20 protein-coding genes and 1 tRNA gene are annotated in these 21784 nt (G+C 58.8%); 7 read left to right on the top strand and 14 right to left on the bottom strand.

Annotated features, from left to right (window positions below):
- Positions 1-129: 129 nt before the first annotated feature.
- The 3 genes from ABD997_RS06905 to pepA form a co-directional block, all read right to left on the bottom strand.
- Positions 130-2976 (bottom strand): valine--tRNA ligase, encoded by a 2847-nt coding sequence (locus ABD997_RS06905; protein WP_345316281.1) that lies wholly within the window; start codon positions 2974-2976, stop codon positions 130-132.
- 21 nt (positions 2977-2997) lie between these two features.
- Positions 2998-3438 carry a DNA polymerase III subunit chi gene (locus ABD997_RS06900; protein ID WP_345316280.1) on the bottom strand — a complete coding sequence of 147 codons (441 nt, stop codon included), beginning with the start codon at positions 3436-3438 and terminating at the stop codon, positions 2998-3000.
- 240 nt (positions 3439-3678) lie between these two features.
- The gene (gene pepA / locus ABD997_RS06895) at positions 3679-5187 is read right to left on the bottom strand and encodes a leucyl aminopeptidase (protein ID WP_345316279.1); all 1509 of its coding nucleotides are present in this window, start codon (positions 5185-5187) and stop codon (positions 3679-3681) included.
- Between the two features lie 234 nt (positions 5188-5421).
- Here pepA and lptF point away from each other — a divergent pair, with 234 nt between their 5' ends.
- Positions 5422-6537: an LPS export ABC transporter permease LptF gene (gene lptF / locus ABD997_RS06890; RefSeq protein WP_345316278.1), complete on the top strand. Its 1116-nt coding sequence runs from the start codon at positions 5422-5424 to the stop codon at positions 6535-6537.
- Positions 6537-7595: an LPS export ABC transporter permease LptG gene (lptG, locus tag ABD997_RS06885; RefSeq protein ID WP_345316344.1), complete on the top strand. Its 1059-nt coding sequence runs from the start codon at positions 6537-6539 to the stop codon at positions 7593-7595. Before lptF ends, lptG begins: the two co-directional genes overlap by 1 nt.
- A 66-nt stretch (positions 7596-7661) precedes the next feature.
- Here the strand turns inward: lptG and ABD997_RS06880 are convergent, their stop codons facing one another.
- Positions 7662-8168, bottom strand: coding sequence for an RDD family protein (locus ABD997_RS06880; protein WP_345316277.1), 507 nt, complete (start codon positions 8166-8168; stop codon positions 7662-7664).
- A 133-nt stretch (positions 8169-8301) separates the two neighbouring features.
- Here ABD997_RS06880 and ABD997_RS06875 point away from each other — a divergent pair.
- Together ABD997_RS06875 and ABD997_RS15005 are read left to right on the top strand one after the other, a co-directional pair.
- Positions 8302-8388: transfer RNA gene (locus ABD997_RS06875), tRNA-Leu, on the top strand.
- Positions 8389-8491: 103 nt separating this feature from the next.
- The gene (locus ABD997_RS15005; protein WP_425557059.1) at positions 8492-8734 is read left to right on the top strand and encodes a DUF6538 domain-containing protein; all 243 of its coding nucleotides are present in this window, start codon (positions 8492-8494) and stop codon (positions 8732-8734) included.
- Positions 8735-9058: 324 nt separating this feature from the next.
- Here the strand turns inward: ABD997_RS15005 and tolC are convergent, their stop codons facing one another.
- The 9 genes from tolC to ABD997_RS06830 form a co-directional block, all read right to left on the bottom strand.
- Positions 9059-10360, bottom strand: a complete 1302-nt coding sequence (tolC, locus tag ABD997_RS06870) for an outer membrane channel protein TolC (RefSeq protein WP_345316276.1) — start codon at positions 10358-10360, stop codon at positions 9059-9061.
- A gap of 64 nt (positions 10361-10424) precedes the next feature.
- On the bottom strand, positions 10425-11045 hold the full coding sequence (locus ABD997_RS06865; protein WP_345316275.1) for a CueP family metal-binding protein: 621 nt from the start codon (positions 11043-11045) through the stop codon (positions 10425-10427).
- A gap of 9 nt (positions 11046-11054) precedes the next feature.
- The gene (locus ABD997_RS06860; RefSeq protein ID WP_345316274.1) at positions 11055-11480 is read right to left on the bottom strand and encodes a MerR family DNA-binding protein; all 426 of its coding nucleotides are present in this window, start codon (positions 11478-11480) and stop codon (positions 11055-11057) included.
- Positions 11477-14632 (bottom strand): efflux RND transporter permease subunit, encoded by a 3156-nt coding sequence (locus ABD997_RS06855; protein ID WP_345316273.1) that lies wholly within the window; start codon positions 14630-14632, stop codon positions 11477-11479. Before ABD997_RS06855 ends, ABD997_RS06860 begins: the two co-directional genes overlap by 4 nt.
- Before the next feature lie 10 nt (positions 14633-14642).
- Positions 14643-16196 (bottom strand): efflux RND transporter periplasmic adaptor subunit, encoded by a 1554-nt coding sequence (locus tag ABD997_RS06850; RefSeq protein ID WP_345316272.1) that lies wholly within the window; start codon positions 16194-16196, stop codon positions 14643-14645.
- Positions 16197-16382: 186 nt separating this feature from the next.
- The gene (locus ABD997_RS06845; protein WP_345316271.1) at positions 16383-16823 is read right to left on the bottom strand and encodes a hypothetical protein; all 441 of its coding nucleotides are present in this window, start codon (positions 16821-16823) and stop codon (positions 16383-16385) included.
- 100 nt (positions 16824-16923) lie between these two features.
- On the bottom strand, positions 16924-17463 hold the full coding sequence (locus ABD997_RS06840; protein ID WP_345316270.1) for a cupredoxin domain-containing protein: 540 nt from the start codon (positions 17461-17463) through the stop codon (positions 16924-16926).
- 41 nt (positions 17464-17504) lie between these two features.
- Positions 17505-17930, bottom strand: coding sequence for a DUF2057 family protein (locus ABD997_RS06835; RefSeq protein ID WP_345316269.1), 426 nt, complete (start codon positions 17928-17930; stop codon positions 17505-17507).
- A gap of 60 nt (positions 17931-17990) precedes the next feature.
- Positions 17991-18335, bottom strand: a complete 345-nt coding sequence (locus tag ABD997_RS06830; protein ID WP_345316268.1) for a hypothetical protein — start codon at positions 18333-18335, stop codon at positions 17991-17993.
- Positions 18336-18994: 659 nt separating this feature from the next.
- On the opposite strand from ABD997_RS06830, the gene ABD997_RS06825 reads away from it, so the two are divergent.
- Positions 18995-19294 carry a hypothetical protein gene (locus ABD997_RS06825; RefSeq protein WP_345316267.1) on the top strand — a complete coding sequence of 100 codons (300 nt, stop codon included), beginning with the start codon at positions 18995-18997 and terminating at the stop codon, positions 19292-19294.
- 15 nt (positions 19295-19309) lie between these two features.
- Here the strand turns inward: ABD997_RS06825 and ABD997_RS06820 are convergent, their stop codons facing one another.
- Complete coding sequence (locus ABD997_RS06820; RefSeq protein WP_345316266.1) at positions 19310-20455, bottom strand: glycerate kinase; 1146 nt, start codon at positions 20453-20455, stop codon at positions 19310-19312.
- 250 nt (positions 20456-20705) lie between these two features.
- On the opposite strand from ABD997_RS06820, the gene ABD997_RS06815 reads away from it, so the two are divergent.
- Complete coding sequence (locus tag ABD997_RS06815; RefSeq protein ID WP_345316265.1) at positions 20706-21074, top strand: diacylglycerol kinase; 369 nt, start codon at positions 20706-20708, stop codon at positions 21072-21074.
- Entirely contained in the window at positions 21068-21766 is a 699-nt protein-coding gene (locus ABD997_RS06810; RefSeq protein WP_345316264.1) for an START domain-containing protein, read from the top strand. Before ABD997_RS06815 ends, ABD997_RS06810 begins: the two co-directional genes overlap by 7 nt.
- Positions 21767-21784 lie beyond the last annotated feature (18 nt).

Genomic DNA, 21784 nt, shown 5'->3' with positions numbered 1-21784 from the left:
CTTCGCTGCACTCGGCACAACCCCATCACCGCACCTTAAACGGCAGAGACAAAAACGCCGCCCCATGGGGGCGGCGTTGTCGATGCCATCAGCAGCCTGGGGGGCTCCCAGTGCCACTTACAGAACCATTTACAGGGCCTTAAGCTGGGCCTTCTGCTCTTCCAGCTTGACGATGTCGCGCTTGGCACCATCCAGCTTGGCTTGCTCCTTGGCCACCACGGCCTCCGGTGCCTTGGCCAGGAAGCCCTGGTTGGAGAGCTTCTTCTCCACCCGCTCCGCATCCTGCGCCAGCTTGGCAATCTGCTTGTCGATACGAGCCAGTTCCGCGGCCACGTCGATCAGCCCCGCCATCGGGATCAGCAGCTCCATCTCGCCGATAAGCTGGGTGGTGGACATGGGGGCGTCACCGGACAGCTCCGTGATGCTCTCCAGGTTGGCCAGCTTGTTCAGCATGATGCGGTTTGCACTGACCCGAGCCAGGTCCTGCTCGGAGGCGTTCTTCAGCAATACCTTGAGCGGTTTGGAGGGGGCCACGTTGAGTTCACCGCGAACGTTACGCACCGCGACGATGAACTGCTTCACCCACTCCAGATCCCCCTTGGCAGCCTCATCCACCAGGGAGGCATCAAACTGCGGGTAGCGCTTCAGCATGATGGTGTCACCGCCCTTGCCCACCATGGGGGCCACGGTCTGCCAGATCTCCTCGGTGATGTAGGGCATCAGCGGGTGCATCAGGCGCAGCAGAGACTCCAATACCGTCAACAGGGTATGACGGGTGCCACGCTGCTCAGCCTCGCTGCCGCTTTGCAGCACCGGCTTGGTCAGCTCCAGGTACCAGTCACAGAACTGGTTCCAGGTGAACTCGTAGGCGATGTTGGCGGCGATATCGAAACGATAGCTGTCCATCGCGTCGCGGATCGCCTTCACGGTGTCGTTGTACTGGGCCAGGATCCAGCGATCCGCCAGGCTCAGCACCCTCTCGCCACCCTCTTTGCCACAATCCTGCTCTTCGGTGTTCATCAGCACGTAGCGGCTGGCATTCCACAGCTTGTTGGCGAAGTTGCGGTAGCCCTCAAGGCGGTTCATGTCCCAGTTGATGTCACGACCGGTGGAGGCCATGGCTGCCAGGGTGAAGCGCAGCGCATCGGTGCCGTGGGGGGCAATCCCCTCTGGGAACTGCTTGCGGGTGCTCTTCTCGATCTTGGCGGCTAGCTGGGGCTGCATCATGTTGCCAGTACGCTTCTGGACCAGGGACTCCAGGTCGATGCCGTCGATCATGTCCAGCGGGTCCAGCACGTTGCCCTTGGACTTGGACATCTTGTCGCCCTGCTCGTCACGGATCAGACCGGTAACGTAGACCGTCTTGAAGGGCACCTGAGGTTTGCCGTTCTCATCCTTGATGAAGTGCATGGTCATCATGATCATCCGGGCAACCCAGAAGAAGATGATGTCGAAACCGGTCACCAGCACATCGGTGGGGTGGAAGGTTTTCAGGGCTTCGGTGTCGTCCGGCCACCCCAGAGTGGCGAAGGTCCAGAGCGCCGAGGAGAACCAGGTGTCCAGCACATCCTCATCCTGGCGCAGGACAACCTCGTCGCCGAGGCCATGCTGGGCACGCACTTCCGCTTCGCTGTTGCCGACGTAGACCTTACCGGCCTGGTCGTAGAAAGCGGGGATACGGTGGCCCCACCACAGCTGACGGGAGATACACCAGTCCTGGATGTCACGCATCCAGGCGAAGTACATGTTCTCGTACTGCTTGGGCACGAACTGAATCTCACCGTTCTCCACCGCCTCGGTGGCGGTCTTGGCCATCGGTGCCACGCGCACGTACCACTGGTCGGTCAGCATCGGCTCGATCACCACACCGCCGCGATCGCCGTAGGGGATCGTCAGGTCGTGGTCCTTGACCTCATCCAGCAGGCCAAGCTGATCGAACTCGGCGACGATCGCCTTACGGGCGGCGAAACGCTCCATCCCCTGGTACTGCTGGGGCAACTCGGCGGAGTAGACGTCAGAGGCTTCCCCGTTGGTGTCCAGCACCTCGGCCTCGGCGCGGATCTCGGCGTTGAAGGTCAACACGTTGATCATCGGCAGGGCGTGGCGCTTACCCACCTCGTAGTCATTGAAGTCGTGGGCCGGGGTGATCTTCACACAACCGGTGCCCTTCTCCATGTCCGCATGCTCGTCGCCCACAATGGGGATTCGGCGGCCGACAATGGGCAGGATCAGGTGTTTGCCGATCAGATCCTGGTAGCGCGGATCTTCCGGGTTCACCGCCACACCGGTATCCCCCAGCATGGTCTCCGGACGGGTGGTGGCCACCACGATGTAGTCTTTGCCGTCGGCGGTCTTAACGCCGTCCGCCAGCGGATAGCGGAAGTGCCACATGTGGCCCTTCTTATCCTTGTTCTCCACCTCGAGATCGGAGATCGCGGTGTGCAGCTTGGGATCCCAGTTCACCAGGCGCTTGCCGCGGTAGATGAGGTCCTCGTTGTAGAGGCGAACGAACACCTCCTGCACGGCGGCGGACATCCCGGGGTCCATGGTGAAGCGCTCACGCTCCCAGTCGACGGACGCACCGATGCGACGCAGCTGCTGGGTGATGGTGCCACCAGACTCCTCTTTCCACTCCCACACCTTGTCGATGAAGGTTTCGCGGCCCAGGTCCTGGCGGGTGATGTTATCCGCCGCCAGCTTGCGCTCCACCACCATCTGGGTGGCGATACCGGCGTGGTCGGTGCCCACCTGCCACAGGGTGTTTTTGCCCTGCATCCGCTGGTAGCGGATCAGGGTATCCATGATGGTGTCCTGGAAAGCGTGTCCCATGTGCAGGCTGCCGGTGACGTTCGGCGGCGGGATCATGATGCAGTAAGCGTCTTTGCTGGTGTCGCCGTGGGGCTTGAAGTAGCCCGCCTCTTCCCAGCGCTGGTAGTGGCGCTGCTCGATCGACTGGGGGTTGTAGGTCTTATCCATGGATATCGGGACTCTTAGAGATTAAAACGGCTGACGGGCCAGATCCTGGGTGGTCAGGGTGACCCCCAGTTGCCGATAGGCGGCGAATCGACGACGCGCCTGGGCTTTGGCCTGCTCATCAGCCGGGACAAAATCGATAATGTGGGCGAATTGTACCGCAAAACGGGGCACATCGAAGCCCAGGTTAATCAGTAGCGGGTGTTTTTCCACCGTGGCGTGATCCGGATCGGCCCAGCCGATCACCACCGGCGCTCCGCTCTTTGGCCCCTCCCCCTGCAGATTGTGGGGAATGAAGCTTTCCGGCTCAAACTGCCACAGCAGTTCATCGAGGCGGTGGGCGTGAGCCTCGTCCTGGCAGTGCAGGTAGACCCCCTGCCCTTTGCGGTAAGCCTGAACGGTGGCCTGGCAGGCCAGCGCCTCGGGGGTTTGCTCGGTCAAAATGTAAAAATGGGCGTTAACCATCGTTTCTCCCTTGTCCGCACCCTATCGGTAACTTAAGTCGCGCAACGTTCAATGCCGGGTTCTGGGCGCTTTGCAACCAGGAACTAGGCACTAGGCACTAGGCACTAGGCACTAGGCACTAGGCACTAGGCACTAGGAACTAAGAACCCTGAACCAGAATCTCCAACGCCAGGCGGCAATCTAGAAACGGCAAAGGCGGGGAAACTCCCCGCCTTCTGAGCTGACGACCGTGTCGCGGGCTTACTCCTGGTCGAGTTCGCCGGCACGGTCGAGCAGGTACTGGCTCAACAGCGGCGTCGGTCGGCCAGTGGAACCCTTGTTGGTCCCGCTGTTCCACGCAGTACCCGCCACATCCAGGTGTGCCCAGTGGTACTTGCGGGCAAATCGGGACAGGAACAGGCCGGCGGTGATGGTCCCGGCCGGACGTCCGCCCAGGTTGCTCATATCCGCGAAGGGACTGTTGAGCTGATCGCCGTAGTCTTCCCACAGCGGCAGACGCCAGCAGCGATCCCCGGAGAGGTCACCGGCGCTTTGCAGATCGTGCGCCAGGCTATTGTGGTTGGAGAGCAGGCCGGAGGCGTGCTTGCCCAAGGCAACGACACAGGCACCGGTCAGGGTGGCGGTATCGATCACCACGTCCGGGTCGAAACGCTCGACGTAGGTCAGCACATCACACAGCACCAATCGGCCTTCGGCGTCGGTGTTGAGCACTTCGACGGTCTGGCCGGACATGGTGGTGAGGATATCGCCGGGGCGGTAGGACTTGCCATCCGGCATGTTTTCACAGCCCGCCAGGACCGCCACCACGTTGAGCGGCAGCTTCATCTCGCACAGCGCCTTCATGGTGCCCAATACGCCAGCCGCGCCGCCCATATCGTACTTCATCTCGTCCATGCCTTCGCCAGGCTTGAGGGAGATCCCGCCGCTGTCGAAGGTCAGGCCCTTGCCCACCAGGACGATCGGCTTCTGATCCGGATCCGCCGCACCCTGGTACTTCATCACCGTCATGATGGACTCGTTTTCGCTGCCGCGCCCTACCGCCAGGTAGGAGTGCATGCCCAGCTCCTCCATCTGCTCCTCGCCCACGGTGGTGACAGTCAGCTTTTCGTGCTGTTCTGCCAGCTGCCGGGCCTGGCTGGCCAGGTAAGCGGGGTTGCACACATTGGGCGGCATGTTGGCGACATCCCGGCACAGCTTGCTGCCGGCGGCGATGCCAAGGCCATGCTGGATCGCCTTTTCACCGACGGTCAGTTCCCGGCGAGTCGGCACGTTGAAGACCATTTTACGAAGCGGACGACGGGTCTCGTCCTTCTTGCTCTTCATGGCGTCGAAGGTATAGAGGCTGGCCTGAGTGGTTTCGACCGCCTGGCGGACCTTCCAATAGGTGTCACGACCCTTGACGTGCAGCTCGGTGAGGAAGCAAACCGCTTCCATGGAGCCGGTATCGTTCAGGGTGTTGATGGTTTTGGTGATGATCTGCTTGTACTGGCGCTCATCCAGTTCACGCTCTTTACCGCAGCCCACCAGCAGAACGCGCTCGGACAGCACGTTGGGCACATGGTGCAGCAGCAGCATCTGTCCCGGTTTTCCCTCCAGATCGCCACGACGCAGCAAATTGCTGATAAAACCGTCGCTGATCTTGTCCAGTTGCTCGCCCACCGCAGAGAGACGGCGTGGTTCAAACACACCAACTACGATACAGGCACTGCGTTGTTTTTCTGGACTGCCGCTCTTTACACTGAACTCCATGGCATCTCCCGGTTCTTAAAGACATGGCTGTATTATTGTTGGATAATACGCGCTTTATTGGCTTCCGAGCCGTCAAAAACGAGTCCTAATCAGGACCGCGCAAAAAACGTTTTAGTACGTTTTCTTTGCTTGAACTGGCCCGGAATCTTTTTAAAAAGGTGTAAAAGTAACTAGTTTACTTAAAAGACAACCTGTTTCCAGAGAAATTACAAGTTTACTAAACGGACACAGCCTTTGATTGTATTTCGATACCTGATACGCGAAGTGTTTCGAGCCCAGATAGCGGTCCTGGCGGTGCTGATCACCATCTTTATCAGCCAACAGTTTGTCCGTATTCTCGCCGACGCCGCCGAGGGACAATTTCCCGGCCAGTTGGTGATGACGCTGCTGGCCCTTAACCTGCCGGAACTGCTCTCGCTCATCCTGCCGCTTTCCCTGTTTCTCGGGGTGATGCTCGCGCACGGTCGCATGTACGCCGAGAGCGAGATGACGGTATTGCATGCGGTCGGGATCTCCGAGTGGTACGTCACCCGCGTGACCCTCGTCTTGGCATTGCTCATGGCCCTGGTGGCCGGTGCCAGCGCTATCTGGGTCGCCCCCTGGGCGCAGGAGCGGGAGTACCAGGTGATGGAGAAAGCCGAGTCCGAAGCCGGACTGGCTGCTCTGGTTCAGGGGCGCTTCCAGCGGGCCGCCAATGGCAAGGGGGTGATCTACGTCGAGGGGCTTTCCAATGGTCGACTGGACGGGGTATTCGTCGCCCAGATGCCCTCTTCGGACGATAACGAGGCCGAAGAGACCGCCCTGGTCCTGGCCCGATCCGGTCGCATCATCGAGGCCGCCGACGGCTCCCAGCGCCTGCAACTGACGGACGGGGCTCGCTCCAGCGGCGTCCTCAATACCATGGAGTACAACCAGGTGGAGTTTGGTAGCTACGAGATGGAGATCAAGGCTCAGGAGGGTGAGCAGAAGCGGCGCAAAATGTCCGCTTACTCCATGCAGCAGTTGCTCGATGAGCGCACTCCTGATGCCTGGGCGGAGTTCCATTGGCGTCTGGCCGTACCCATCGCCCTGCCCCTGCTGGTGCTGATCGCTGTCCCCATGTCCCGGGTCAACACCCGGCAGGGCAAGTTCGGCAAGATGATGCCGGCTGTCCTTATCTACCTGGGCTACTTCGGCCTGTTGATGGCGGGACGCAAAGCGATCGAAAACGAAGCGATCCCCGCAGCGCTGGGGCTCTGGTGGATCCACCTGACGGCCCTGGTGATCGGCATTCTCCTGATCGGCAAAGGACGGCCTGGCGGACGTAAACTGATCGCCCGCTTCAAGGGTCGTAAGGAGCTGTCGGCATGATCCGCATCCTGGATATGTACATTGCCCGCACCATCGTCAGCACCTCGGCGTTGTGCCTGCTGGTGCTCACCGGCCTCTCAAGCCTGATCAAGTTTGTCGACCAGCTGCGCCTGGTGGGTCGGGGAGACATGACCACCTGGGACGTGGTGCTGTACGTCTTTTTCCTCATTCCCCGTGATATCGAGATGTTTTTCCCCATCGCCGCCATGCTCGGCTGCCTGATCGGCATGGGGATGCTGGCGTCCAGCTCGGAGCTGGTGGTGATGCAGGCGGCCGGACTCTCCCGGCTTAACATCGCCGGCTCGGTGATGAAAACCGCCATCCCACTGATGATCCTGGCCATGCTGCTGGGGGAGTACGTGGCCCCGGTTTCCGAACAGACCGCCCGGGAGTTGCGAGCCCAGAAGACCTCCGGCGGCAGCCTGATCAGCGCCCGCAGCGGCACCTGGGCCAAGGATGGGGATCTGTTCGTCAACATCACCGAAGTACGGGAAGCGGACAAGCTCAACGGCGTCACCATCTATGACTTCGACGACAATACCCTGCGCCACATCACCTACGCGGAGCAGGCGCACTTCGACAACCGTGCCTGGCAGCTGACCGGTGTCACCAAAACCGAGTTCAGTGACACCCGGGTGGAGCGCACAAGCCAGGAGTGGGAGCGCTGGCAATCCAGTCTGACCCCTGACAAGCTGCAGGTGGTGACGGTCAAGCCGGAAGCGTTGTCGATCAAGGGGTTGTTTGGCTACCTCGATTACCTGGAAGCCAATCGCCAGGATACCACCCGCTATGAGCTCGCCCTTTGGCGCAAGTTTGCCCAACCGGTGACCGTCGGGGTGATGATGATGTTGGGGCTTTCCTTCATCTTTGGCCCCCTGCGTTCCGTTACCATGGGGGCCCGGGTCCTGCTCGGCGTGATCACCGGCTTCACCTTCTACCTGAGCAACGAGATCTTCGGTCCCATGAGCCTGGTGATGGGCCTACCGGTATTCCTTGGTGCCTTCCTGCCAAGCCTGCTCTTCGCCAGCGCCGCCTTCTGGCTGCTGAAACGGCGCTAGCCCACAGCATTGTGCCCCGGTCCGAATCCGGCCGGGGCATGGCTATCCTGCCCTCAGCTTCACGGCTCAGCGACCCTTGCGCCGCTCCATAATCTCCCGATTCTGCTCCAGCGACAGCTGCACCACCTCGCTGCCGCTGAGCCGGTCATGCATCGCCAGCCCATCGTCATCCCACAGCAGGCTGAGATTGGCCAGGCCACCGAAGGCATAGAGCACCCGGTAAAGCCCCTGCTTGATCCCCATCAGCCCGCCGTCGCGTCGCTGCACCCGCAGCCGCCAGGCCCGCATTCCCAGCGTCTGTCCGCTGCGACTCCAGCTCCAGACAAACAGCGCAATCACCGCACTGAGCTTGCCCAGCTCATTCAGGGCGGACCAGAGCACACTGGCCTGCAACACATCGGAAGCGTGAGGAAGCCCCTGATCATCGATAAGGCCGAACGACAACAGGGCGGCAAAAAGACCAAAGAGCAGCGAACCCGCCAGCATATAGACCGCCAGGGCAACCATGAAATCGTAGACCCAGGCCGCCATCCGGCGGCCCAACCCGGCCCGGGGGGCGTTGGCAAAAGACATCTTGAGAAACTCCTTGCTGGCTGTTTGCCGGCAGTCTACCAGAGCCCATCGAGCGCCGACGCACATAATTTCCCCACTTGGAAGCAAAAGGCTTGCCGGCCCAGGCGCTTTCTATATAATGCAAACCCACTAAGCCGGGATGGCGGAATTGGTAGACGCAGCGGATTCAAAATCCGCCGGTGGTGACACCTTGGGGGTTCAAGTCCCCCTCCCGGTACCAGAATTAAGCGAAGAAGCCTGCTGAATAAGCAGGCTTTTTTGTATCCATTCGACACAGGAATGGGCAAAAAGCCGGCAGTGGTACACTTTCCTGGTACACCTTGATGGCTTCTTACCTCTTTCGGCGCGCCAACGGGACCTATTACGCCCGTTTTGTCATCCCCACTCACCTTAGGCCCGCCCTCGGCCGAAGCGAACTCAGGCAATCCCTCCACACCCAAAAAGGTTGTCAGCACCGGCGACCTTCAAGAAGTCAGAGAAATTCAAGCAGGTTAAATGACCGCACCGTAGTGGTAGCAACCCGTAGCCACTGTCTATCGAGTAGGGATCTTCATGGTTCGATCTGATCACCGATTGCTCAATCGTGTGTCAGGAATCTACTGCAAAGCCAATAAAAACAAAAAAGCCCCAAGCAATGACGCTCGGGGCCTGGAGTAATGGGGCGAGCCCTAAGCAATCTCGGCGCAATGCCAAGTCTGCTCATAGGGTTAGGCAAATCAAAGTGGCTCCCCCGCCTCCCAGCGTTTAGCTCGACGGATAGCCGAACCGGTTCAAACTATTCGCCCAAAACCAAATCGTTTCACTTTTTCCGTGTCGACCTGCAGTAAGAGGGTAAAGGGCTCGGCTTGAATGTTTGGACAAAGGGAGATAACTCCCGTGCTCCATGCAAACTAGCGTTTGCTTAAGCCTTGATTAACCAAGGCAATATCCTGCTCAGACAGGGAGCCGGCAGCGCCTTTCAAAGCCAAACTGGACAAGATGTAGCGGTAACGAGCATCCGCCAGTTGCTGCTTAGCATTGTAAAGCCGCCGAGTGGCATCAAGCACATCGACGATGGTGCGAGTGCCAACCTCAAAACCCGCTTCAGTGGCTTTCAAAGCACTTTCTGCCGACACCACAGATTGCTCAAAGGCTCGGATGGAACTCAAGCTGGCAGAGACATTGTTCAATTCGTTGCGCAAGCTCCGCACTAGGCTTCGGTGAGTTTCTTCGAGCCGCTGCTGGCTGCCAGCAAAATCGTACTGTGCCTGTTTTATCTGGCTGCTAACGGAGAAACCGCTGAATATCGGTACATCGACCTGCACCGCCAGGTTACCACTGACACCATTCTGCTCGCCCTTCCAGCCAAAGTTTTGATCCAAATTCGCAGTCAAGCTCATGCTGGGCAGATGCCCGGTTTTTGCCAGGGCAATCTGTTGACGCGCGATTTCAACTGCCAACTTATCGGACAACAGTGCCTGGCTGCTTTGCTCGGCCAGGGTAACCCATTGATCCGCTCGAGCCGGCGTCGGCATGGAGGGGCTGAAGCGCTGGGTATCCAAAGGGCTTAAGGTGTCGTGGGTCAAGCCAGTGATTTCGCTCAACGCCTCGCGTTGATTAGCCAGGGCGTTTTCGGCGTTGATCTCATTCGCTTTGGCCAAGTCGAACTGTGCCTGGGCTTCATGCACATCGGTGATCGCCGTCAAGCCGACGGAAAAGCGCTGTTGGGTCTGCTCCAGTTGCTGTTGGATAGCGCGGGTATTGGCGCGGGTGAAGGCCAGACTGTCTTCGGCAAACAGTACGTCGAAATAGGCCTTTGCCACTCGCTGGATCAACCCTTGCTTCTGTTGTTCGAAGCGAAGCTCGGCCTGACTGATCTGCTGTTTGGTGATGTCCAGCGAGACGTAATTAGCATGATCATAGATCGATTGGCTTAAGGATAAGCCAGCCTGGTATCCGCTCACTTCCTGGCTGGGCTGAATCGCCTTAAAGGTATTGCCATAGCCTAAACTGGCGTTGATCTGCGGTAACAGGTTGGCCCGGGACTGGCCCAAGGTTTGATAGCTGGCATCCAGGTCGGCCCGAGCCTGCAAAAGCACGGGATCACTGCTCAGCGCCTGCTGGTAGATTTGTATTAAGTCGTCTGCCTGGGTTGGGCTGGCACTCAAAAAAAGCGCAGCCGAAACCGCCCAAGCACAAAAATGTCTGGTCATGGTAGAGCTCTCTGGGGGAAAGGCCGCTCGCGTTTGGGCATGCCGTTGCGAGCGGCAAGATCAATCAGTGGTGGCCGTGATGACCGGAGTGGTGCTTGCCCTGACCCTCATGGGCGCTCTCGTTCATCGCCAGTAGTTGCATGGTCGTGATGCAGGTGCGGCTGTCGTCATCAGTGGTCAGAACCTCTTTGGCTTCCCGCCATACGCCGTTGGCATCGCCATGGTGAAAGGTGAATTCCAGCTTACGGTTGCGGGGCACCCAAAAATCGATAAAGCCGTCGTGCTGAGTGGTTACCATCTGATTAAGGATCTCTTCGCCAGTTTCAACATCCACCGCCGACATGTGCATCTCTTCACCGATCAGTTCACCGGTGCATCCGGTCGGAACGTGGTTGCCACAGGGATGGGTATAGGTCATCCAGGGGGCGATAGAGAGGAAGAACTGATCTTCCGGGATCGCCACATCGGCCTCTTCTCCGTTGGCAAAGGTAGCCGTCACCTTGTTGGGAAGAACCCGTACAACAATGCCTTCCTCATTCTTGTACCACTGGTGCCCCTGAAGCACGGCCTGCTCATGATCCAACTGACTAAAGGCCTTGGCCTGCTCAGTGCCCGCATCTGCTTGGCTGCACGCAGCCAACGCCATAGCCATCATTCCGCTGATAAAGGTTTTCTTAAACATCATTTTGTTTTCCTATTTGTTTTTGTCTAAAGATCCGCTTTGAGTGGCGCACTGCTCGCCATTTAAAGCATTCAAAATGGGGCAGTCTGCTTGGCTACCGCCCCGGCAGCCGTCAACCAGTTGGCCCAAGCGGCTGTCGAGTTGCTGCAATTGGGTGATTTTCTCTCTGACACTGACCAGTTGTTTCTTAGCCAGGGTCTTGACCTTGTCGGCAGTGCGGTCCGGTTGCTGCTTTAGTGACAACAGTTGGCCACATTGCTCCAGGCTAAAGCCCAGGGACTTGCAACGAGCCACGAACATTAGCTGCTGCTGTTGCTTTGGTGTGTACTCCCGATATCCGTTGTTACTGCGGGCGGCCACGACCAAACCGATATCGTGATAGTGACGGATCGCCTTCGTGCTCAGCCCAGTGAGGGTGGCGACTTCTCCGATCTTCATCGTCCCTCCTTACCTAAGCCGACTGCCGGCAAATTGCGGCGATACAGCAGCAGGTAGATGGCCGGGATCACAAACAGCGACAACAGGGGTGCCGTTACCATGCCGCCCACCATGGGTGCGGCGATCTTCTGCATCACCTCGTTACCGGTGCCGCTGCCCCACATGATGGGCAGCAGGCCGAAGAAGATGGTGGCCACGGTCATCGCCTTGGGACGAATGCGCATCACAGCTCCTTCAAGCAGTGCGTCTTTTAGATCCTGCTCGTGACGCATCAAGCCCTTGGCTCGGTGGGCCTTGATGGTGTTATTCAAATAGACCTGCATCACTACGCCAAACTCGGCGGCCACCCCGGCCAGGGCGATCATCCCAACGGCGACAGCCACCGACAGGTGAAAGTCCAGCCACAGCAGCAGCCAGGCGCTGCCCACCAGGGCAAAGGGCAGACTGAGCATGATCACCGAAGCCTGGGCAAAGGAGCCAAAGGTCATCATCAGCAGCAGGAAGATCACCGCCAGCATCATCGGCACTACCAGAGTCATCTTCTCGGTCACCCGCTCCATATATTCGTACTGGCCGGCAAAGCTCAGGGAGTAACGGGGTGGCAAGGTCAACTGGGTGTCCAGCGCCCCCCGGGCCTGATCGATGTACTCACCGATGGAGATCCCTTGAATATCGACAAACACCCAGGAGATCAGTCGACCGTTCTCGCTGGCCAGCATGGGGGCACCATCGCTGATGGTCAGTGTCGCCAAGTTCTGCAGCGGCACATACTTACCCGTCATGGTCAGCACCGGCAGGTTGCGCAGCTTTTCGATGTCATCTCTCAGCTCTCGCGGATAACGGATATTGATGGGGTAACGCTCCTGGCCTTGGATGGACTGACCCACGGTCATGCCGCCGATGGCCATCTGCACCACGTCCTGGATATCTTTGAGGGTCATGCCATACCGGGCAGCAGCAGTGAGATCCGGCTCGATATCGATGTAGCGTCCGCCACCGGTACGCTGAGCAAAGGCCGAGGTGGTACCAGGCAGCTGCGCCAAGATCCCTTCCACTTCGCCACCAATACGCTGAAGTTCATCGACGTTCGCTCCAGATATCTTCACGCCGATGGGGGTGCGAACCCCGGTAGAGAGCATGTCGATGCGGGTCTTAATGGGTTGCACCCAAGCGTTCGTGATCCCCGGTACCTTCACCGTGCGTTGTAACTGGTCGATGATCCCCTCCATGGTCATGCCGTCACGCCACTGATCTCTTGGTTTCAGCATGATGGTGGTTTCCAGCATGGTCAGCGGCGCGGGATCCGTCGCGGTGTCGGCCCGCCCTACCTTGCCAAACACCCGTTTCACCTCGGGCACCGTCTTAATCAGCCGGTCGGTTTGCTGCAGGATCTCTGCTGCCTTACCTGCACTCACCGCCGGCAGTGTGGTGGGCATATAGAGCAGATCCCCCTCCTCCAGCTCCGGCATAAACTCCGAGCCCAATTGACTCATCGGGTACCAGGCACTGCCCAGCGCCAGCAGGGCCACCAGCAGAGTGACTTTGGGGAAGCGCAGCACCGCCGTCAGTGCCGGCTGGTATAAGGCAATGAGAAAGCGACTGATGGGGTTCTTCTTCTCATCGGGGATTTTGCCCCGAACAAAGTAGCCCATCAGCACTGGGATCAGGGTGACCGCCAGCACGGCCGATGCCGCCATGGCAAAGGTTTTGGTGTAGGCCAAAGGATGGAACAACCGCCCCTCCTGGGCTTCCAACACAAACACAGGCACAAAGCTTAAAGTGATGATCAACAAGCTGAAAAACAGAGCCGGACCGACCTCAACGGCGGCCTCCTTAATCAACTGCCAGTGAGCCTCCCCCTCCGGCGCCCGGCCATGCTCATGCCGGTAGTGTTCCAGGTGCTTGTGGGCGTTCTCAACCATCACGATGGCCGCATCCACCACCGCGCCGATGGCGATGGCGATCCCCCCTAGGGACATGATGTTGGCGTTGACTCCCATCCAGCCCATGACAATAAAGCTGATGAGGATGGACAACGGCAGGGTCACCACCGCCACCAAGGTGGAGCGGGCGTGCAGCAGAAACAGTAGACACACCAGCGCCACGACCAGCATCTCCTCCACCACTTTGCCCTTAAGGGTATCGACCGAGTTTAAGATGAGTTCCGAGCGATCATAGGTGATCACCAGCTCCACTCCGTCCGGTAGACCTGCCTCGATCTCAGCCAGCTTGGCCTTGACGTTGTCGATGGTGGTCAGGGCATTCTCGCCGTAACGCATCACCACGATGCCGCCCACCACTTCCCCCTGGCCATCCAGTTCCGCAATGCCACGACGGGCTGCCGGCCCGGTACGTACCTGAGCAACGTCCTTCATCCGCACCGGCGTGCCGCTTTCGGATACCACCCCCAAGGGGATCTCCTCAAAATCCTGCAGCGACTGACGGTAACCGGAGGAGGTAATCATGTACTCCGCCTCAGCCATCTCGATCACCGAGCCGCCCACCGAGGCGTTGGCGTTGTCCAGGGCCTGTTTTACCGCCATCAGATCAAGCCGGTAGAGCGCCAGCTTGTGGGGATCCAACACTATCTGATAGGCCTGCTCCATGCCGCCGACGGTCGCCACTTCCGACACCCCGGCCACGCTTTGCAGCTCCAGCTTCAAAAACCAGTCCTGCAGCGAACGCAGTTGGGCCAGATCATGGGTACCGCTGCGATCCACCAGGGCATACTGGAATACCCAGCCCACACCGGAAGCGTCCGGGCCCAGGCTGGGGGTCACCCCATCGGGCAGTTGGCTCTGGATCTGCGACAGGTACTCCAACACCCGGGAGCGGGCCCAGTAGATGTCAGTGCCATCCTCGAAGATGATGTAGACGTAGGAATCGCCAAACATGGAGAAGCCCCGCACCGTCTGCGCGCCGGGCACCGCCAGCATCGCAGTGGAGAGCGGATAGGTGATTTGGTCTTCCACCAGCTGGGGCGCCTGCCCCGGATAGGAGGTTTTGACGATCACCTGCACATCAGACAGATCTGGCAGCGCATCCAGCGGCGTGGTGCGCATCGCCTGATAACCCACCACAGCCACCACGGCGGTGAGGACCAGTACCAGGGCACGGTGGCGCAATGACGCGCTGATAATTTTCTCAAGCATCGCCCTGCTCCTAGTGCTGGTGGCCAGCGTGGGGATCGGCGGTTTCCGCCGGCGCCGCACTGCTTTGGCTCATCCGCTGCAAACTGCCCTGGATGCTGGCTTCGGAGTCGAGCAGGAACTGGCCGGAGACCACAATTCGGTCGCCCTCGCTCAGCCCCTCCAGCACCTCCGCCTTTCCTTGGCTTATCATCCCTAGGCGCACCGGCACCGAGGCAAAGCCGGTGTCATCACGCTGCACCACCACCCGGTTCTCCCGGCCGGTGAGGATCAGCGCTTCGGTGGGGACGATGAGCAAATCACGGCGCGGGCCGCCGAACAGTTCGACGTCCACCAGCGAGCCGGGACGCAACGTCGAGGCCGGATCCTTGTTGTCGTTGGGCAGGTTCACTCGCACCTGCATGGCGCGGGTGACCGGATCCAGCTCGGGGTAGATGTAATCAATCTGCCCCTCCAGGCCAAACAGCCCCTGAGCGGCAGCGGTCACGTCCGCCGGACGGCCGATCTCCAGCCAGCTCTGTTCATTTTCAAATACCTCGGCGATCACCCAAACGGTGGAGAGGTCCACCAATTCTATTTGGGTTTCGCCGGGCTGAATGTACATGCCATCCCGAATGGAGATGGTGTTGACCACGCCGGAATGAGGCGCATAAAACGGCACCCGGTGGAGACTCTCGCCGGTACGCTCAAGCTCACGGATCACCGAATCACTCATTCCCAACAGGTCCAGCCGCAGCCGCGCCTTGCGCAACAGGTTGCGCCCCCGCTCAGGATCAGTACTGAGGTAGTCCCGGGCCTGCAGGTAATCGTCCTGGGCACTGACCAGATCCGGCGAGTACAGCTCATAAAGCAGCTGGCCCTTCTCGACCTTATCCCCCACCGCATGGACCCCAAGCTTCTCGACCCAGCCGCTGGCACGGGTGTGAATATGGCTTATCGCATCCTGGTTGTACTGCACTGTCCCCAGCGTTTTGATATAGCGCCATAAGGTACCGCGCTCCACGGTTTCAGTGCGCACACCCAGCGCCTGCTGCATGCCGCCGGAAATGCCCACTACCACCTCTTGCGCTGCCGCGCCCATCGTCACCTTCTCCAGGTTCATGCCACAGATGGGGCAGGTTCCCGGCGCGTCAGAGACGATCTGCGGGTGCATGGGGCAGACGTATTTGATGGTTCCCTCTGCGTCATTTGTCTCAACCGGTGACATCACTGGGTGATCGTGGCCTGCGTGAGCTTCACTGCCCGCGATATGCCCAGCGTGGGGGTCCTGATTCTCCTCTTCTTCCTCCTCGTCGATGGGGAGCAGAAACATATTGCACTTAGGGCAGCGATCCCCGTCATGGCCGGTCTCTTCCGGATGCATGGGGCAGGCGTGAGTGGCCTCATGCTCATGGTGTGCATGATGTTCAGACTGAGCCAGAGAGGTCTCAGTAGTAGGGGCGGTAGCGACTACATGGGCCGAGTGTTCGATACTCATCGCCATTACCTGGGCGATTGGAGTCAAGGCAACGCTAAGCGCCAAAGCGGGCGCGATCAGGGGCCGGCTTGAGCGGCAGTGCTTACACATGAAAGTGTTCCTTCAGTTGGCCTGGGGCCGAATCATTAGTTCGAAGAACTTAGCTGAAGAAGATCAGAGGCAGGTGTTTAGCGCGAACTCGCACGAGAGGCGAATTCGGAGAGTTCTCCCCACACTGATCTTCCGTGAACATACCAAGATCCAGGCTCAAGGTGGATCAAGGCGAACAGGAAAGGCTTATGCGCTCGGAGGTGGGGTCAGAACACCCCAGAAGCGGGTGCTCAGTGCGCTCGCATTGGACAGCACAGGTCCGCTCGAATATGAGGAAGCGAAGAAAGGGGTCGAGGCCAATCCGGCGAAGGAGGCACAGTGCGCCTGACACTGAGAACAGTCGTCCAAACAGGCATCGGCTTCACCATCTGCATGGCATTGGGCCGCCATGGTCTCAACGCCAGCATCGGCACAACAGGCATGGGCCGAGATACCAATAGCTTCGGCACCCTCGGCTTCGGCGGTTTCGTGGCACGGAGGGGCTACGGTATGTTGTTGCGGCAGCATTTCATTGGACATAGCCATCGGCAGGGTACGAGCAACCGCTCCCTGCATCAGCAAGGCGAAAATCAGCAAGATGTAACTGAAGCTTCGCATGTGGCTATATCCAAAAAAGGTTTCGGCCAAGAATGCATCACCCAGCGATACGAACTCAACACGAGTTGTAAAATTTGTGAGAGCGACCCCAATTGGGGCCGCTCAATTTTCTTAACTGCCTGTAAAGTGGTCAGTGATGGCGTCCGTTCTTGGCGATCTGTCCCGCCTGATGCATTCCAGCTTCGAAATGCCCGGGAATGTTACAGGCGAAGAGAAGGTCGTCGCCAGACTGAAACTGCCATGTGAGGCGACCGGTTTGCCCGGGTGCCACAGTCAGGGTCTGTCCATCGTCATGGTCATGGTCCATGCCAGCCATCCGAAGCATCATTTCTCGGTGTTTTTCATGTTCCGCATGATTGCCGATCGACAGTTCATGAGCGATCTGCCCATGGTTGGTGACAACAAAAGTCACCACTTCCCCATCCACAAAGTTCAGCGGCTCTGAGAATTTAAACTGCATAGAGTCATAAGCATGAACTTCGATGGTGCGTGTCGCCGAATTGGCATCGCCGGGCCGCCCCACGGGGCTGCCAGCTTGATGGTGGCGTGCGTGCATTCCATGATGATCGCCGTGCACTGCCGAGCCATCACTACTGCCGTGGCAGTTGCTGGCAAAAGCGACAGGCGTTATCAGAGCGGCAAACAGGCCTGGGATCACAATTTTCTTCATCGTTCTCGTTCCTTATCTTTGGCTGCGTAGGCAAGCCGGCTTTAGTGCTGACCCAGTGCGAACTGGTACATCATCTGGTCATGGTTAACCTGTTCCAGCGCTTGCTGCTCTCCATTCTCGAGCAAGACAAAAGAAGGCGCTTGAGCGAAGTCCTTAGCTTGTAGGTAGTTTTTAACGTCCTTGTGGCTCAACTGAAGTTGCTGGTCTGCGTTAATGTCAAAGGTTAAGTAGACCGGCTGGGAGCGGAACACCTCGAATTCATCGCCCTGAGAGCGAAACCCCTCCTGGTAGCGTACCTCGAGCACCTGAGTGCCCGCTTCCAGCTCTAGTTGCCGGACCTGACCACCGAGCCGCTCGCCGTTGACGCTATGAACAGAGACGGACTTCGGAATAATCAAGTTGGCAGCGAAGGCCGGCAGGCCGATCAATGCGGTAGACAAAGCAAGGGTGGCGAAAAATTTTTTCATCATAAACTCCAAAATAAAAAGAATGCCTTACAGAGGCCCTTGAGCCCTTGGTGAACACTCTTATTGTTTGGGAGGGCGATACAGAGCCTCAGGGCGCAGCCGTTGATGGCCAATGGTCAGTGTGCCAAGTGCGCCAACAAATTGCGCCTCGACTGCCATCACCGGTGCTTGCAATAAGGCAAGACAGCTGTGGGTCATTTGGCAGTCGTATCCATCGCTCATATCATGCTGGCACTCGTGTATGGTTCCGGCATGGTTGGCCATCATCGGGCATGGCTCCAAACCGCCCGAACTGGCATGTGTCGGCCATCCCGCGAACAACACAAGCATCAGCGTCATCACCAGCAGCGGCCAGTGATGGGATGAGCGACGATGTGGGAGAATTAATTGCATGCGGTGGAGCATAAAGCTTCCCGTTACAGGAAGGTCAAGCATACCAAGCCGTTTTTGTCTAAGTCTCTCATCTCAGGATTGGTCAGCCTTTGGCTAGCTGCAATTAGGCCAGCCGGTGCCAGTGAACCCCCCTGGACTCTCCGGCTTCCAAACCGTCCAGGGTCAGGGTAAATGCCTCCGGCTCACCCTCTATACATTCACAATCCTGTGCAGGGCCCATCTGGCCTGTAATGTTCGAGCAATCATGCAACCTCCCGTCCTTTTCTGTTTCTCGGTGGCTCATAAAGCGTCTGGACAGGTGCGCAGCGGCCGTGGTTCACCGACAATGGATACCGGGAGTGGAAGCCCGGCACGGAGGAGAAAACCGATTACCGCGCATTGACACGCCGGACACCCGTAGGAGCGGTTGAGGTTGCCATTACCTTGGAAAAGGCGCCTCTGGGGAAGCCGATTGTGGACCGCATTGAGGCCGAGGGTATTTAGCGCTGATCTAGCGTGATTTTAATAAAATCCGTAGGTTGCAGGAAAAGTCGTCAGAAGATGGCGGTTTTAGGCACTTTTTGCCGCAACTCAGGGTGTGATCGGCCTTCAGAAGCCGATGCCTTTGCCCTTGTGCTTGGCCCCAATTTCGATATGCTAGGGGCGATTCCTTCATAGAGCTCCCAGCAAACATGCTTAGAAATGCAACCATAGTTTCCGAACACGGGATCTCCGAAGGTGAGTGGTGGTTGGCAGAAAACAGCATTCGCTTCCGTGCCTACCCAAATAGGACCTTCCCCGAGTACGAACTGGATATCTGTTTGGCCACATTGGCAGAGAACCACAATCGTTCTCCCTCGGTACAGATCACTGCGTTACCCGCAGAGAGTGATCTCTATCGTTTCGCCATCGCCCACAGCGAACAGCTCTGGACGCTGGAGTGCCACGCCGTGAGAACCAGCCAACCCAGTTTCCCCATCAGTCTGGATTGACTGGTCACACGCCCGTCAGGGGCGTAATCCGTGCCCCAGGGAGAGGAGTTGCGCTACATTGCGCGCCGTCACAGTCACATTTCTTCCCGCTTCCTTGATCGCCTCCGGCAAGGCACAAGCACCCGGTACCACGGAGAATACCGCGTCGATCCCATGCTCGTGCACCACAGCGTGATCGTCCGATACTGAGCCGGCAATGGCGATAACCGGACAGCCGGCTTGCTGAGCCATTCTCGCCACACCGTGGGGAGTTTTGCCATAAACGGTCTGGCTATCGATACGGCCCTCTCCGGTGATCACCAGGTCTGCCCCCACCACCGCATCCGCCAGCCCGGCGGCATCCATGACAATCTCAATGCCTGGCCTCAAGCTTGCCCCAAGAAGCCCCAGCAACGCCGCTCCCATACCACCGGCAGCCCCCGCCCCAGGGACCTCAACCACTTCCCGATTGAGCTGACGCTCCATCAGGGTGCCATAGTGTTTCAGGTTGGCATCAAGCTGAGCCACCATCGTCTCCGTTGCCCCCTTTTGCGGGCCAAACACCGCTGAGGCGCCCCGAGGGCCACACAGGGGATTATCCACATCGCACGCAACCTCGATCTGCAAGTCCGCGAGGCGGGGATCCCGTCCGGACAGGTCGATCCGGGCCAGCTCCGCCAGGGCTCCGCCCCCGGGCTGCAGCGCCTGGCCGTCCCTGTCCAAAAGGGCAATCCCGAGGGCCTGAGCCATGCCGGCACCACCATCGTTGGTGGCGCTCCCGCCGATGCCGATAATGAGCCGACGCGCTCCGTGATCCAGCGCAGCCTTGATCAGCTCACCTGTGCCATAGGAGCTGGTGATCAGGGGGTCACGCGCTGCCGGCGGCACCAGATGCAGGCCGGAGGCCGCGGCCATCTCGATCACCGCGGTCTCTCCATCCCCCATCATCCCCCAGAACGCCGAAACCGGTTCCCCGAGTGGACCGCGGACAGCGCACCGATGGATCTCTCCCTGCGAGGCATCAACCAGCGACTGCACTGTCCCCTCGCCGCCATCGGCCATAGGCAGTTGGCGGTATTCGGCATCGGGCCAGACCGCCTTGAAACCTTGCTCTATCGCTTCGCACACCTCGAGCGCAGTCAGACTTTCCTTGAAGGAATCTGGTGCAATCACGATTTTCATCTCGGCTCTCCTACTACCTAATTTTCCGTGGTTTATCGGTCAATACCGTACAACAGCCATCGACAGAGATCACCGGTAAACCAGTGTTTTATGGTGGTAACTTATGCCAGGCCAGATAATTCAACTCACCAAGCGTTGGGGAGGTGGAGGGTGAGCCTGCTCAAATAGGCACAAAGCACGACCGCAAAGGGGCGCCAGTTGACGTATCATTCAAAGACCTGTTTTGCCGAATGAGCCCTAATAATCTTTTATGAATCAACCGGTCAACAAGAATCGAGGTCTGCTGCGCTTCTTCCAGGCGGGGATCTATTCGATACAGGGTCTCAAGGCTGCGTACCGACACGAAGAGGCCTTTCGACAGGAAGTTTTCCTCGCCGTCGCCTTGATCCTCGCCTCCTTCGCGCTTCCAGTCAGTGTGCTCGAACGACTGCTGATGATCAGCACCGTCTTCCTGGTCCTGATCGTGGAGCTGCTCAACTCCGCCATCGAAGCGGTGGTGGACCGCATCGGCCCCGAACACCACGAACTTTCGGGTCGGGCCAAAGATATCGGCTCGGCTGCCGTGTCCGTTGCCTTGGTTCTGGTCGCCATCGTCTGGGGGGGGATCCTATTTTGGTAATCGCACGCCATTCACTGCTTTGCATCGCTCTGCTTTGCTCTGCCGCCGCCTGGGGCCAGAGTCGCGCTAATGAGCACACCGGAGCAGAGCTCCAACTGCCGGCCAAACCCGCACGTATTGAACCCGCACCTGGAGGCGACTGGTCCCAGGCTTCCCGAAAGGGGGAGAACAGCGTCTGGACACGCAACGTGCCCGGTACGCCCATCAAGGAGGTCAAGCTGGAAGCGGTCGTGGATGCCCCCATCGACCAGGTCTGGCGGACCGTGACTGAGATCGAGCGTTATCCCGAGTTCATGCCCTATATCGATGCCATCGAGGTGATGCATGAGCATGACGAAAACAGCGCCTATGTATATCACAGGGTGGACCCGCCGTTGGTCAGCAAGCGGGATTACACCCTACTGATCGTCAATGAGGTGGACCCCGAGAGCGGTGAGCATTATCGCTACTGGACCCAGATGAACCAATTTGGACCTGAGCCCAAGGAAGGGGTGGTGAGGCTGGTGATATGCGATGGCAGTTGGGCGCTATACCCGATGGAAGATGGACGCACCCGGGCAGTCTATTGGGTTTACACCAATCCCGGTGGCAAAATCCCAACCTGGCTGGCCAACAAGGCCAACACCAGCGGCCTGTTCGACGTCATCAAGGCGGTTGAGAAGCGCGCCCAAGATCTCAGCTGGCAGTCCTGAGCCGGTAAATGGGCATAA

Origin of the sequence: Ferrimonas gelatinilytica (assembly GCF_039544205.1) — a bacterium.
Lineage (GTDB): Bacteria > Pseudomonadota > Gammaproteobacteria > Enterobacterales > Shewanellaceae > Ferrimonas > Ferrimonas gelatinilytica.
Note: the sequence above shows the minus strand (reverse complement) of the source record. Positions and strands in the feature narration are given on the sequence as shown.

Bases quoted from the DNA above. Each gene is read 5' to 3' on its own strand.
- tolC (WP_345316276.1), bottom strand. From the start codon at position 10,360: ATGACCAGACATTTTTGTGCTTGGGCGGTTTCGGCTGCGCTTTTTTTG.
- ABD997_RS06820 (WP_345316266.1), bottom strand. From the start codon at position 20,455: ATGAAAATCGTGATTGCACCAGATTCCTTCAAGGAAAGTCTGACTGCG.
- ABD997_RS06830 (WP_345316268.1), bottom strand. From the start codon at position 18,335: ATGCTCCACCGCATGCAATTAATTCTCCCACATCGTCGCTCATCCCAT.
- ABD997_RS06860 (WP_345316274.1), bottom strand. From the start codon at position 11,480: ATGAAGATCGGAGAAGTCGCCACCCTCACTGGGCTGAGCACGAAGGCG.
- ABD997_RS06840 (WP_345316270.1), bottom strand. From the start codon at position 17,463: ATGAAGAAAATTGTGATCCCAGGCCTGTTTGCCGCTCTGATAACGCCT.
- ABD997_RS06825 (WP_345316267.1), top strand. From the start codon at position 18,995: ATGCTTAGAAATGCAACCATAGTTTCCGAACACGGGATCTCCGAAGGT.
- ABD997_RS06815 (WP_345316265.1), top strand. From the start codon at position 20,706: ATGAATCAACCGGTCAACAAGAATCGAGGTCTGCTGCGCTTCTTCCAG.
- ABD997_RS06855 (WP_345316273.1), bottom strand. From the start codon at position 14,632: ATGCTTGAGAAAATTATCAGCGCGTCATTGCGCCACCGTGCCCTGGTA.
- ABD997_RS06865 (WP_345316275.1), bottom strand. From the start codon at position 11,045: ATGATGTTTAAGAAAACCTTTATCAGCGGAATGATGGCTATGGCGTTG.
- ABD997_RS06880 (WP_345316277.1), bottom strand. From the start codon at position 8,168: ATGTCTTTTGCCAACGCCCCCCGGGCCGGGTTGGGCCGCCGGATGGCG.
- ABD997_RS06900 (WP_345316280.1), bottom strand. From the start codon at position 3,438: ATGGTTAACGCCCATTTTTACATTTTGACCGAGCAAACCCCCGAGGCG.
- ABD997_RS15005 (WP_425557059.1), top strand. From the start codon at position 8,492: ATGGCTTCTTACCTCTTTCGGCGCGCCAACGGGACCTATTACGCCCGT.
- ABD997_RS06905 (WP_345316281.1), bottom strand. From the start codon at position 2,976: ATGGATAAGACCTACAACCCCCAGTCGATCGAGCAGCGCCACTACCAG.
- ABD997_RS06835 (WP_345316269.1), bottom strand. From the start codon at position 17,930: ATGAAAAAATTTTTCGCCACCCTTGCTTTGTCTACCGCATTGATCGGC.
- ABD997_RS06850 (WP_345316272.1), bottom strand. From the start codon at position 16,196: ATGTGTAAGCACTGCCGCTCAAGCCGGCCCCTGATCGCGCCCGCTTTG.
- pepA (WP_345316279.1), bottom strand. From the start codon at position 5,187: ATGGAGTTCAGTGTAAAGAGCGGCAGTCCAGAAAAACAACGCAGTGCC.